General features: G+C 58.7%; 11 protein-coding genes and 1 pseudogene. 7 read left to right on the plus strand and 5 right to left on the minus strand.

The window, feature by feature from the left end:
- The first annotated feature begins 117 nt into the window (after positions 1-117).
- Positions 118-1,203, plus strand: a pseudogene (locus tag NW849_RS00545) (RNA-guided endonuclease InsQ/TnpB family protein).
- A gap of 82 nt (positions 1,204-1,285) precedes the next feature.
- On the opposite strand, the gene NW849_RS00550 reads toward NW849_RS00545, so the two are convergent.
- Positions 1,286-2,338, minus strand: coding sequence for a Fe(3+) ABC transporter substrate-binding protein (locus tag NW849_RS00550; protein ID WP_414355464.1), 1,053 nt, complete (start codon positions 2,336-2,338; stop codon positions 1,286-1,288).
- Between the two features lie 451 nt (positions 2,339-2,789).
- Between NW849_RS00550 and NW849_RS00555 the strand changes: the two genes are divergently transcribed.
- Positions 2,790-4,970 (plus strand): NAD-binding protein, encoded by a 2,181-nt coding sequence (locus tag NW849_RS00555; protein ID WP_414355465.1) that lies wholly within the window; start codon positions 2,790-2,792, stop codon positions 4,968-4,970.
- Positions 4,971-5,042: 72 nt separating this feature from the next.
- On the opposite strand, the gene NW849_RS00560 is transcribed toward NW849_RS00555, so the two are convergent.
- From NW849_RS00560 to accD, 3 genes are all read right to left on the minus strand, one after another.
- Entirely contained in the window at positions 5,043-5,747 is a 705-nt protein-coding gene (locus NW849_RS00560) for a class I SAM-dependent methyltransferase (RefSeq protein ID WP_414355466.1), read from the minus strand.
- 101 nt (positions 5,748-5,848) lie between these two features.
- Complete coding sequence (locus NW849_RS00565) at positions 5,849-6,223, minus strand: STAS domain-containing protein (RefSeq protein ID WP_414355467.1); 375 nt, start codon at positions 6,221-6,223, stop codon at positions 5,849-5,851.
- A 232-nt stretch (positions 6,224-6,455) separates the two neighbouring features.
- Positions 6,456-7,400 (minus strand): acetyl-CoA carboxylase, carboxyltransferase subunit beta, encoded by a 945-nt coding sequence (gene accD / locus NW849_RS00570; protein WP_414344447.1) that lies wholly within the window; start codon positions 7,398-7,400, stop codon positions 6,456-6,458.
- A gap of 124 nt (positions 7,401-7,524) precedes the next feature.
- Here accD and NW849_RS00575 point away from each other — a divergent pair, with 124 nt between their 5' ends.
- The 5 genes from NW849_RS00575 (at position 7,525) to NW849_RS00595 (ending at position 12,076) form a co-directional block, all read left to right on the plus strand.
- Complete coding sequence (locus tag NW849_RS00575) at positions 7,525-8,391, plus strand: tRNA (5-methylaminomethyl-2-thiouridine)(34)-methyltransferase MnmD (protein WP_414355468.1); 867 nt, start codon at positions 7,525-7,527, stop codon at positions 8,389-8,391.
- Between the two features lie 153 nt (positions 8,392-8,544).
- A complete protein-coding gene (locus NW849_RS00580; protein WP_414355469.1) occupies positions 8,545-9,153 on the plus strand; it encodes a hemerythrin domain-containing protein in 609 nt (202 codons plus the stop codon).
- Positions 9,154-9,246: 93 nt separating this feature from the next.
- Entirely contained in the window at positions 9,247-9,435 is a 189-nt protein-coding gene (locus NW849_RS00585; RefSeq protein ID WP_414355470.1) for a DUF4089 domain-containing protein, read from the plus strand.
- Positions 9,432-10,832, plus strand: coding sequence for an AtzE family amidohydrolase (locus tag NW849_RS00590; RefSeq protein ID WP_414355471.1), 1,401 nt, complete (start codon positions 9,432-9,434; stop codon positions 10,830-10,832). Before NW849_RS00585 ends, NW849_RS00590 begins: the two co-directional genes overlap by 4 nt.
- 338 nt (positions 10,833-11,170) lie before the next feature.
- Entirely contained in the window at positions 11,171-12,076 is a 906-nt protein-coding gene (locus tag NW849_RS00595; RefSeq protein ID WP_414355472.1) for a hypothetical protein, read from the plus strand.
- Between the two features lie 23 nt (positions 12,077-12,099).
- On the opposite strand, the gene thrC is transcribed toward NW849_RS00595, so the two are convergent.
- Positions 12,100-13,179, minus strand: coding sequence for a threonine synthase (thrC, locus tag NW849_RS00600; protein ID WP_414355507.1), 1,080 nt, complete (start codon positions 13,177-13,179; stop codon positions 12,100-12,102).
- Between the last annotated feature and the right edge of the window lie 91 nt (positions 13,180-13,270).

Genomic DNA, 13,270 nt, shown 5'->3' on the forward strand with positions numbered 1-13,270 from the left:
TCTACCTCGTCTCTTCAGCTAGAAGCCGCAGGAGCCCCGCCTTCTGCCCGCAGGTCGAGGGCCGGGAAGAATCCGAGGAGAATACAATAATCAATATCAATACAATATAACAAGGCCATGACCCAAGTCCTGACCGTTTCCTGCAAGCTCAAGGTGTCTGAGTCGCAAGCCGCAAAATTGGATGCGACCTTGGATGCTTTCCTCCAGGCGTTGAACTGGGTAACCAAAACACACCCGAGAAGGTAGTTAACGCAGTCAAACTCCAATCTCTGTGCTACCACGAAATCCGTGCCTGTTTCGGCTTGTCCAGTAATTTGGCTCAACAGGTCTGCAGACAGACAGCGTCTGCCCGCAAGGTGGCACAACAGAAAAACCGCCCGGTCAAAGCGTTCAAGGGCGGCTTTGCTACCTATGATGCTCGTCTCTTTTCGTTCCGCGAGAAAGACTGGACGGTGTCGCTGACCACGGTGGAGGGTCGAGAACGCTTTGAGCTGGCAATTGGTCATTACCAGAGAGAACAGTTGGCAGGCTCCAATCCCAAATCGGCCACTCTGGTCAAGCGCAAAGACGGTTCCTACTCCATTCAAATCTGTGTGGAAACGGAGCCGTCCCCACCGCAACGCACGGATAGGGTGCTGGGGGTGGATTTGGGCAGGACGGATATTGCCCATACGTCAGAGGGGGACAACTGGAATGGACAGCAGTTGAACAGAGTCCGAGACCACTACTTGCGGTTGAGGGCGGTACTCCAACGCAAAGCCGGTAAGGGCACACGCAGTTGGCGGCGCAGATGCAGAGAACTGCTGCAACGGCTGTCTGGCAAGGAGAACTGAGACAGTTTCTAGAGTACAAGGCTCTGCGTGCAGGGGTTTCTCTGATTCTTGTTCCGCCTGCCTATACATCCCAAACTTGCCACCGGTGTCTGCACATCCATCCCGACCCTGCGCGATCCTATCGCAGTGAGAAGAAGTTTGAGTGTGAGCATTGTGGATGGGAAGGGAATGCGGACTTGAATGGGGCAAATATGATCGCGCTTTTGGGGGCTGCTGTAAACCAGCCCAGAGGCTAAGCCTACGGCTGGCTTCGCGAACGTGGTTGGCTTGCCAACTACAGGGCTACCGAAAGCCCGCTCTCTATCTATACGTCAGCATGAGTGCGGGAGTATGTCACGTCTCAAGACCAAAATCTGAGGCTTGGCTTTGATCTATGGCCGAGCCATAAGCCATGCCGGGGAGCCAATGAAGAAGACTCTCGGCCACCCCGGCGCTCTGGGCGATCCCAACCCCTATCGCCAACCTGCCCGATCCATGACTCTTAACGCATCAGGGGTGACACGGCCAATGCTGGCAGCGTTGATCGTGTCTTCCTTAAAGGTGCCAAAGCTGGCCACCACCGAGTCGATCTCGGCCCCTGGCAGCACTGGATACTCGTTGTTGCTCTGGGCAAAAATGGCCTGCGCCTCTGGCCCGGAGAGAAACTCCAAAAATTGGATGGCCGCTTCTTTGTTGGGAGCTGTTTTCAGAATGCCGGCCCCGCTGATGTTGACGTGGGTGCCGCGATCCTCTTGGTTGGGGAAGAAGACGCCGATTTTCTCGGCTACGGCGCGATCTTCTGGATTGTCGGATTTGATCAAACGGGGCAAATAGTAGGTGTTGGCCAGAGCCACATCTCCCACTCCGGCGGCCACGGCCTTGATCTGATCCGTGTCTCCCCCTTCCGGCGGACGAGCAAAATTGGCTACTAAACCCCGTGCCCATTGCTCTGTTTCCGGGATCCCGTGGGCCAAGATGATCGAGGCCGTCAAGGATTGGCTGTAGACGTTGCTGGAGGAGCGGGTGAGCACCTTGCCCCGCCATTTGGGGTTTGCCAAGTCCTCATAGGTGGACAACTCCTTGGGATCCACCTTGTCTTTGTTGTACATGATCACCCGCGCCCGCTTGGTGAGGCCAAACCAGTACCCCTCTGGATCCCGCAGAGACTCGGGAATATTTTTGGAGAGCGTCTCCGACTGGATGGGTTGAAACAAGCCCTCGTTCTGAGCGCGCCACAACCGGGCAACATCCACCGTCATGAAGATGTCGGCGGGGCTGTTGGATCCCTCGCTGCGGATGCGCTGGACGATCTCATCGGCGTTGCCCTGCACCCAATTCACGGTAATGCCCGTTTTCTGCTTGAAAAGTTCGTACAATTTCTCGTCTGTGCCGTAGTGCCGCGAGGTGTAGAGGTTCACTTCCCGATTGGCGCCATGGGCCGGACGCAGAAGAGACCCTGCTGCCAGAGCCGCAGAACCTAGCGTGGCTCCACTGACAAATTGCCGTCGCGATAAGCGCATACCCAACTCCTAAGTTCAAAAACATCTCAAGAGACACAGCTCCACCGGCCAGGCTCTCTCTGAGAAAGCACCGGAAAGCCAAGCCCAAAGGACAAAGACAGTCCCCGCAAGCCTCACTCTGTTGGCTCTTATCTTGGGCCAACCTTATTGAGACTTTTATTCAAGAACTTTGCCTTGAGGCAATGATAGGAGATCTCAAGTACCAGGTCAAGCTCTTGGGAGTTGTTCTCACTTCTCACCCTTTGGGATGAAACTGGGTGGCTTCCCCTTGTCCTCGACAGCGCCTGAGATGGCCAGCAACGCAGCCGGTCTTGTTGAGCAACGGGTCTCTACCCAGGGCTTTGCGGTCAGCGGTATTGACAGCACTCGCGAAAGCTGAAGAGGCTTCGGGTATAAAGGGAGCAGGGTAGATGACAGAGCTATGGTGAGCTCCCTTTCGAGATCGCCTCATGCACAGGTGCAAGAGAACGGCAGGGATCCAGGTGTCTCTATCCTGGTCTGCGGCTACAACGATTTGGTGGAGCTCACTCTCCAAGCCCTAGAAGCTTTTGGACATCGCGCTGTAGTAGTTGCTCCCGATCTGCCCCCTCATTTGGAAGAACAGTGGCAATACCTACAGGCGGATCCCCGCCAACCGGGGGTGTTGCAGCGGGCTGGGATCGAGCGGATTAGGGTGGCGCTGCTGCTGGAGGACGATGACCAAGCCAACTTTGAGCTGGCTTTGCTGATTCGAGATCTCAACCCACAGGTGCGCGTCGTCTCGCGTCTGTTCAACCACAGCCTTGCCCGCTATCTCGACTCGGTTTTGCCGCAGCATTTTTCCCTATCGGTGGCGGCTTTGGCTGCCCCGGCTTTTGCCCTCAAGGCCGTTTCCGACGAATTTGTTGGCTACTTTGAGCTGCCCCAGTTGGAAGCCCAGCCGGCCACACTCCCGCCAGAGCTGGCAGATCCGGCTTATTTCGTCTCAGACCAAGAGACCAGCCTCTGGAACGTGGTGGAGCTGACCATCGGATACAACTCCCGCCTGCTGCATATGTCCCTCTCGGAGCTGGAGGAAACTTTTGGGGCGCGGGTGCTGTTTCATTACCCGGTGGATGGGCTTTCCGACTTTTCCAAGCAGCGAGTTTTCGACGACTTTGACCACGAGGCAGAGCTGCTGGAGGGGGATCGCATTTTGGTCATTTGCAACCCCAGAGCCTACCTGCAACTGCTGGAACGCAACGGGCGACGGGGCTCCTCACGGGCGCAGCGCTGGGCCAGCGAACAGGTGCAGGATAAGCGACAACAACGGCAAGGCAGGTTGCTGGGGCAGGGATCCCTCGTGTCTTGGCTGCACAGGGGAGTGCAGGGACTCCTGCAGGTCAAGCCCATCGTGCGCACCCTCACCTTCACCCTGGGGGCCATGTTGGTGCTGGGGGTGATCAATTTCAGGATGATCGGCAAACCCGTCTTCGATGGGCTGTTGCTGACGATTGTGGTGCTGACAGGGGGCTACGGGGATATCGAGGCTTTTCAACAGCCGGAAACGCCGCTGGGGGCGAAGGTGCTGGCGGTGATGATGACCTTGGTGGGGGCCGCCCTGGTGGGGTTGATTTACGGCTTGGTGACCGACAAATTGGTGAGCAGTCGCTTTGGCTTGGGCCAGGCTGCCCGCATGCCCAAACAAGACCATGTGGTGATAGCGGGGTTGGGGCGGCTGAGCTATTTGGTGCTGCAGTTGTTGCGGCAGATGGGCTATGAGGTGGTGGCTGTGGATCCTCATACCGAGAACCCTCTGCTGGAGGCGGCGGAACGGGAGGGGGCAGTGGTGATTCGTGGGGATTACGCCCTGGCAAGCACGCTGCAACAGGCTCGCATTCAGGGCAGCCGCTGCCTAATCTGCACCACCCCTGACGATCTCACCAACCTGGAGACGGCCCTGACGGCCCACAGCCTGCAACCGGGGATCCGCACCATTTTGCGGGTTACCGATCCCGAATTGGCCGCTCGGATGCAGCGCCACATGCAGACGCTGGGGATCAGCTACAGTGCTACCGGGTTGGGGGCACGGGCTTTTGCCACAGCAGCACTGGTGGGATCCGTCTACGGCACTCTGGCTTGGCAGGGGGAAACTCTGCTGGTGACGCTGCTGGAGGTCTCTGCCCATTGCCACTACCTGGGGCTATCCTTGCACCAACTGGCCCAGGATTATGACCTGGTGATCTTGCTGCATCGCTCCCGACCGGGTAAGCCCTGTGTTTTTCCCAAGATCTGGCAAAAAGAGGGCAAGACCCCGTTGAAAGAAGGCGATCAACTCTATGTGATGGGAACGGTGGGATCCCTGATTCGCCTGACCCAAGGACGCCCTCTGCCCCCAGAGTTGTATCAAGTGCGCCTTTTGGAGTGTCGCAACCCCTATTTTGAAGATGAGATCCTTTCAGCTTTATCGTTCTACGCACGCCTGCCCAAGACGGCCCTGAAACCCCTATTGCGCTGTCTGCCGGCGGTGGTGAGCCCGCCCCTTCCCCGTGACAAGGCGATCAAGTTGGCCCGCCAACTGCGCAAAATGAGCACTGAAGTGCAGGTGTTTGCCCAGGCGCAGCCTGACCATCGGATCCCTGCAGCCATGAGCGAAAATAGTGAAAGCAAGTTGCAATGAAGCGCGAGGAGCGTGGAGCGGCAAGAAAGAATCTCCCGGCTTTAGCGGTGGGGAAAATGTCAGCACAGACATTCAGGAGATAGGCTTTTCGGCCACAAGTCGCACAAAGCGATCTTGGTTGTAGAGCTGCTGAGCCACCACCGCAAAACCCACCCTCTCCAACAACCACGCCAGGTCTTCGGCGCTAAAGCGATTGTGCTCGCAGAAGTGGGTGAACTGATCCAGCAGTGTTTCCAAAGGGGTATCGGGCTGGAAGAGTTGGGCCTCTGTATCGGCGTCGAAGTAGAGGCTGAGAGGAGCGCGCACCCAATCCACCAGCAAAAATCGCCCCCCCGGCTTGAGCAGACGCAGCACCTCCTGCAACAGGCGCAAGGGCTGAACCATCTCGTGCAACACCACCACTGCCTGAGCCGCATCGACGCTGTTGGCCTCAAGCGGCAAGTGAGGGTCGTGCAGGTCGGCCTGCAGCAAATGGACTCCAGGGATCCCCTTCAAATCTGCCGCCGCTCGCTCCAACATGTAGGGCATCACATCCACCCCGATGAAGTGTCCTCCGGGATAGCGTTGCGCCCACTGACCCAGAGCAAACCCCGGCCCGGTTCCCAGATCCAACAAGCGCGGTGCAGGAGGCAGACAGGGCTCGATGTGCATCTGCCAGAACTGCCAAAACGCCTCGTTAAAGCGCCCAGGAGCTGTTGCCAGCATGCGCTCGCAGAAGCTGGGGCCACGGTGGTGCTGGTAGAGAAGCTGAAAGGTATCGAGGCCGGTCTGGGGCATGGCTGAAGATTGTTGAGAAAATTGCTAGAGGGATCACCAGAATTCGCTGATGGGCTGAAAAGAGCATCGGGGGATCCCCAAAAGTAAGGCCTAATGTCGGCCTAACGAGCAGTGGGAGCGCTGGAAAAGTTGGCAATGCCGGTCTCCAGGTCGCTAAAGCAGGTCAATACCTTTTCCATAGAGGTGAGGTTGAGGACGAGGGCCACATTTTCCGGCACGCAACAGAGGCTGAGGTTGCCCCCAGCAGCACGGCACTTGCGCAAAGCAGAGATCAACACCCCCAGCCCAGAGCTGTCCATAAAAGTGACCGACGACATATCGATCAACATATTGGTGTAACCGAAATCTATAACTTGCTGGAGCAACTGCCGAGCTTCTGAAGCAGCCTTGGCATCAAAACGACCCTCCAGCGGCACAATCGCCAGTTTTTGCCCTTGTGGAGTCTCAGCAGTACGGATGCGCGGCTTAAAATTCATCGTTTCCGGTCAAGACCTCATGCCCCACCTTAACACCATCCGCTGCCTCGCACCAGGAAATCTTGGAAGATCCGCAGGGGACAGTACGGCTCCATCCCAGAACACCTGCCCCCCCACCCCAGGAGCCGGAGAGAAGTCTGATGGAACCCAATATCTCTCCACTAATGACTACACCCTCCGCAGGGAAGGGATCCGGCCTCGGCCACAAATTCCGCATCTTAGGCGGATCTACCTACAGCATAGGTTGCAGGGTTAAAGCCTCCGAGTCTATGGAGGGAAGGGACATGTGCAAACGGGGACGGTGCATAGAGAGCAACTGGGCCAGCCGCTTGCGCAGCTCAGTACGGGGCACAATCGCGTCGATGAGCCCTTGGGCCAGCAGGTACTCGGCGGTTTGGAAGCCTTCTGGCAGCTTGCCCTTGCCGATGGTTTGCTCGATTACGTTGGGCCCGGCAAACCCCACCTGCGCGCCCGGCTCGGCCAGGATCAAATCTCCCAGCATGGCAAAGCTGGCGGTTACCCCGCCATAGGTGGGATGGGTGAGCACGGAGATGAACAATTGTCTGGCGTCGCGGTGCCTTTGTAGGGCGGCTGAGGTCTTGGCCATCTGCATCAGGCTGAGGATCCCTTCCTGCATGCGGGCCCCCCCCGAAGCCGAAAAGAGGATCAAGGGCAGGTGATCGCAGGTGGCCCGTTCCGTGAGGCGGGCGATCTTCTCTCCCACCACCGAGCCCATGCTGCCGCCCATAAAGCGAAAGTCCATCACCCCAATCGCCACCGGGATCCCTTCCAGGCTTCCCAACCCTGTCAGGACGGCATCCTTGAGCTGGGTGCGCTCCTGGTAGGTGGCCAAGCGCTCGGAGTAGGGCTTTTGGTCGAAAAAGTGCAGGGGATCCGTGGGAGCCAGGTGTTCGTCCAGGGGCTGCCAGGATCCGGGATCCAAAAGCTGTTCCAGACGCTCTGGGGCTGTAATGCGGTGGTGATGCCCACAGCTGGGGCAAACTTGCCAGTTTTGCTGCAGATCCTTGGTGTAGGTCAGGGTGTCACAGGCAGGACACTTTTGCCAGAGGCCATCGGCAATTTCTCTCACCTGACGCTCTTTGTCGAAGGGGCTGCTACCTGTCAGGTTTAGAGAGGTTTGTCTGCGCCGTTCCGCAAACCAATCCAGTAGAGACATAGCTGTTGAAATATCCTCCCTACTCAGGGATGTCGAGAGCCCTGCCGGTGAGCTGCGAAACACATCTCAACGTTCTCAAGCTATCAAAGAATCGCCCAACTGAAAATAGAGACAACAGCAGGCAATGGAGACTCGGTGGCAGGTGCTGACCACAGGGGATGGATCCCTGACCTTTTTCTCGGAAGAGTTTGGACAGGCTTTTCACAACGTCAGTGGTGCCGCTCAGGAGGCTCTGGAGAAGTTTGTCCGCCCTTGCCGGCTGGATCGGCTGCCTTTGGAGCGGGATCCCGCCCAGCCCATTCGCCTTTTGGATATTTGCTTTGGCTTGGGCTACAACTCCGGCCTTGCCCTAGAAACCATTTGGCAAATCCGGCCCCACTGTTCTGTAGAAGTAATCGGCCTAGAGCGATCCCCGGAAGTGCCTCGCCAGGCTTGGCAGGCGGGGGTGGGATCCACCTGGAGCTTTGGGCAAGAATGGCAACACTGGATTGAACAGGGATCCTGGCAATCGGAGCGCTGGCGCGGAACGCTGCTGTGGGGCGATGCCCGGCAAACGGTGTTGCAGGTGCCGCTGGGGTGGGCAGATGCGGTGTTTTTGGATCCCTTCTCGCCTTCTGTTTGCCCAGAGCTGTGGACGGTGGATTTCCTGCGGGCCGTGGCTGAACGGATGCGACCAACCGGCATTTTGGCCACCTATTCCTGTGCAGCGGCGGTGCGAGCGGCTCTGTTGGAAGCAGGGCTTTTCATCGGCTCTACTCCCCCGGTAGGTCGTCCTTGGCCGGGGACAGTGGCCTCGCCCCAACCTGACCACCTGCCGCCTCTTTCCCCCATGGAGTGGGAGCACCTGAAAACTCGCGCTGCCGTGCCCTACCGGGATCCCACCTTGAAAGGAGATAGAGCGCAAATCCGTCTGCAACGCCAACGGGAACAGCAGGGATCCCCTTTGGAGCCCACTTCTGCTTGGAAACGCCGCTGGCCTGTGCAAGCCTAGAGAGTGGCGTTGCCGGAGTTTAGATCTGGACAACTTTTCCCAGGATTGCTGCCCGAGTGTATCCAAGACACCTGCGCTATTCCCGTACCCTTACGCAAGCCACCATTTCTTGACAAAGTTAAGCTAGGATGAAACTTTTCTGCTGTGAATGCCATGTCCTCTTCAGCCTCTGCCGGTACGCTGGTTGCCCTTTGTGCTGAACAGCACCGCGTCATCCTGCAGTTTTTGACTCGCCTGTCTCGAGCGCCGGAGTTGGATCTGGAGCAGCGACGCCTCTGTGTACAAAGGTTGCGACAGCGCCTCTCCCGCCACATTCAACTGGAGCGCCATGTTCTCTACCCCCTGCTCAGGTCGGCTCTCCAGGCGGATCCCCACCTTAGCGACCAAATTGAGCGGCTGGAGCAACATCTGCGGGATCAGATCCCGGAGCTGACGCGCTTTTTGCACCAATCAGAGCGCACTCCCCAGCAGGTGGATCCCTCTGCTGCCCTTCACTTCTATCGGAAACTGCGGGCCCAGTTTGAGCAGGAAGAGAAGGTCTTGCATCCCCTCTTTGCCCAGCATGTCTCTCCCGCCGCGGAGCAGCAGCAGTTGCGCCTATTCCGAAAACGCCTACAGGCCAGCGCTGCCGCCAATAGCTCTGCAAGTAGCCGCCGCGTCGCTCTGGAGGAGCTGGAACGGCAAGCGGTAACCCGTCCTGTCTTGCCCAACGAGCGCTTCTGGTCGCTGCAGGGCAACGCTGTGCAGATGGCCGCTCCCTAGCCAACGACGGTCTTGTTGTTGGAGGCTGCCTGGTGGTGTTCGCAGGCGAGCTTGTGGTATCTTTGCCGCAACCGGCCTGCTGACCCTAGAACCATGCAACCCTGGGATCCGGAAACCTACGTCGACCAGATGGCCCAACTGCTGCAACTGCCCCTGCATCCCGACCACCGAGCAGGGGTGATCGAAAACTTTGCCCGCTTTTTGCCCATTGCTCAGCAGGTGCTGGAGTTCCCACTGCCGCCGACGGTTGAGCCAGCTCCCACCTTTGACTCGCAAGTATGACCGGCGATCCCCATCTTCTCGGCAGCGCCGACGCGGTCTCCATTGCCAGGGCTGTCCGCCAGGGATCCGTGAGTGCCCAAGCGGTGGTGGCCGCCTGTCTGGAGCGGATTCGCCGGCGGGATCCCCAGCTCAATGCCTTCACAGCCGTGCTGGAGGAATCGGCTCTGCAAGCAGCGGAGCAGGTGGATCGACAGGTGGCTCAAGGGATCCCGGTGGGCCCGCTGGCAGGGGTGCCCTTTGCCGTCAAGAACTTGTTTGACGTGGCCGGCCTCACCACCCTAGCTGGCTCTGTAATCAACCGCGAGAACCCCCCGGCCATCCAAGATGCAACAGTGGTGGCTCGTCTCAAGCAGGCAGGGGCGATCTTGGTGGGCACCCTCAATATGGACGAGTATGCCTATGGCTTCGTCACCGAAAACAGCCACTACGGCCCCACCCACAACCCCCACGATCTCAACCGCAGTGCGGGGGGATCCTCTGGCGGCTCGGCAGCAGCGGTGGCAGGAGGTTTGGTGCCCCTTGCCCTGGGCAGCGACACCAACGGCTCGATTCGGGTACCGGCCTCTTTGTGTGGCGTCTACGGCCTCAAGCCCACCTATGGCCGTCTGTCGCGGGCAGGGGTGGCTCTGTTTGCCGCCAGCTTCGACCACGTGGGCCCCTTGGCCCGTTCGGTGGCCGATATTGCCCTCAGCTTCGATGTTATGCAAGGGCCGGATCCCCAAGATCCCGTCTGTACCCGGCGTCCTGTGGATCCCACCTTTGGGCAGTTGGGGCAGGGGATCGAGGGCTTGCGCATCGCGGTGGCGGATGATTACTTTGCCCGAGGGGCAGAGCCCCCCATCTTGGCCGGGGTAGAAAAGGTGGCCCAAGCCTTGGGGGTCGGCCAGACTGTGCGGATCCCGGAAGCCCAGCGCGCCCGTGCCGCCGCCTTCCTGATCACGGCTGCTGAGGGAGCCAACCTGCACTTGCCCAACCTGCGAACTCGCCCCCACGACTTCGATCCGGCCACCCGGGATCGCTTTTTGGCCGGAGCCCTGTTGCCTGCCAGTTGGATCTTGCAGGCGCAGCGCTTTCGCCGCTGGTACCGCCAGCAGGTGCAGGCCATTTTTCAGGAGATCGATCTGTTCATCGCCCCCGCCACCCCCTGCTTTGCCCCCTTGCTCGGCCAAGAGAAGATGGTGATCGATGGGGTAGAGGTTCTCACTCGGCCCAACCTCGGCCTCTACACTCAGCCCCTCTCGTTTATCGGCCTGCCGGTGCTTTCAGTGCCGTTGCGCGAGAGCGGATCCCTGCCCTTTGGCGTACAACTGGTGGCCGCCCCCTATCAAGAAGCCAAACTGCTGCGGGCAGCCGCCTATTTGGAGAAGCTAGGGATCCCCAATGCGCAGCCGGTTTGAGCCATGAAGAGCCCTACTTTTGCAGCACATCTAGCGCTAGAGCTCGTGGGCATCTTCTCATGAACACTAAATATGTAGATGAACCGGTTGTGTGGTCAAGACAAGATTTCAATTGCTTTTGAGGAGCTGCTTTAGTCTCTGTGTAGCCTGTGGGTAACGTCTGAAGCTGTATTGGGGCAGAATCTTTGGCCTTGGCTCGCAAGAGAGATTGGGGCACCGGATATTAAAGTAAAATTAAGCCCCCAGTTGTTGTATCAAATGCCTCCTTCTCCAGGCTTGGCCAATAGAATGAACAGCATAAAATAGACACGGCACCCCCACCTGGACTCTATAACCCTATGGATCATCCTGATTCTGTGGCTCGGCGCTACATGAAACTGTGCGAGGCCTATCTCTCTCTCAACGAAGCCTTCGACAAATTGGATCAGTCCCACAGCCACCTACAGCGCCACTTCAAACGACTCCTTGGCTATTTCAGTGCTGCCCAACAAGCTCTGGTTCAACTGCCGCTCTTGCAACAGCGGATTGAGCAGAGCGACCGCTGGATGAACTCCTTGCGAGAAGAACTGCAAGCCAAAGAAGCCCGGCTTGGCGAGCTAATCGCCAACTACGATCAAGTCTGTGGCGAGCTGGACTCCACCAAAGCAGAACTGTTGAGCGCTCAAGCGCTGATTGAGAAACTTGAAGCGGAAAATGCTCAGGTTTTGGAACGCTTGAGTCGGCTTACCAACGTGGAAGAGGAAATGGCAAACTTGGCGGAACAGCTAGCCCAAGCGAACGAAGCTCGTCAGCAGATGGAAGTTCGAAATCGCGAGCTAGAGCGAGCTTTGGGAGACCGGGATCAGCACATTTACAGCCTGCAGGAGCGATTGGCCCAATTGGAGCAAGAGATGGCCTTCTTGAAAGCTCAGCGGGATGAGGCCCAGCAGGCTGCACAACTGGCTATGTCTCGCGCGGAGCAGGCGGAAGTCGGGCTGAAGGCGCAAACCGAACAAGTTCAGACTTTACGAAATAAGCTCCATCAAGCCGAACAGCAACTGGCCATGGTAACCCTGAACGAGCTGGAGCTCCTGCTCGGCCATGACTCGATGAACCTCTTGCAAGAAGCGGAGCAGGCTGCGGAAGTAGATGCCCAGGTGCTGGCAAGCGTACCGGCCTCTCTGGCCGAGGCAGAACGCATCCTGCTGGAGATCGACCAGTTCATTTTGGCCTGCTCGGAGCCCATGAAGTCGCAGGCTGCCTGACCGGTATCGACTTATCGACTCTCCTAAAAACCCATCAGACGGGCAACAGCGGACAGCTCAGGGACAACGCCGGTGTGGATGGGGGTGGATCCCTGGTGGGTAGCCGTGTCGGGATCCTTGAGGCCATGGCCCGTCAGCACACACACCACCTGTGCCCCGGCAGGCACCTGCTCTCGCCATTTCAGCAATCCTGCCACCGAGGCTGCACTGGCCGGCTCGCAAAAGATCCCTTCCTCTGCGGCCAGGAGACGATAGGCCGCCAGAATTTCCTCATCGGTGACGCTATCCACCTGGCCGCCGCTCACCTGCACTGCCGCCTTGGCCTTCACCCAACTGGCAGGGTTGCCGATGCGAATGGCTGTGGCCACCGTCTCTGGGTGTTCCACCACCCGGTTTAACACCATGGGAGCAGCACCGGCAGCCTCGAAGCCGTAGAGACGAGGGCGACGGGTAGCCTTGCCCTGCTGGCGATACTGGCAAAACCCCATCCAGTAGGCGGTGATGTTGCCCGCGTTGCCCACCGGGATACAGAGCCAATCGGGGGCATCCCCCAAAGCATCCACCACCTCGAAGGCGGCGGTTTTTTGCCCTTCTAAGCGGAAGCGGTTAACCGAGTTCACCAAAGCCACTGGGTAGGTTTCCGCCAGTTGCCGCACCATGGCCAGCGCTTGGTCGAAGTTGCCCTGAATGGCGATGATCTCCGCCCCATACATCAGGGTTTGGGCCAGTTTGCCCTTGGCCACATAGCCATCTGGGATCAGCACATAGGCCCGCAGACCCCCTTTGGCTGCAAAGGCAGCGGCAGCCGCCGAGGTGTTGCCGGTACTGGCGCAGATCACGGCCTCTGCTCCGGCCTCTTTGGCCTTGGACACCGCCATCGTCATACCCCGATCCTTAAAACTACCGGTGGGGTTGAGGCCCTCCAGCTTCAGGTAAACTTGGCAGTCTCGCCCCAGCCGTTGGCTCAAAGCCGGGGAAGGCACCAGGGGCGTGTTGCCCTCATGTAGCGTGACCACAGGCGTGCTAGCGCTGACGGGGAGCCATTCCCGATAGTGCTGGATCAGGCCGGGCCAAAGCCCCACTTGCGCGCGGGATCCGGCCATACGAGGGGGATGGGTGGGATTTAGGGTCGCCATGCCGCAGAGAACACCGAGGCCAATCTAAAGACCAGCTTTCTCACTGTAGCGGTTCGTG

Source organism: Synechococcus sp. R55.3 (genome assembly GCF_047461975.1).
Classification (GTDB): Bacteria; Cyanobacteriota; Cyanobacteriia; order Thermostichales; family Thermostichaceae; genus Thermostichus.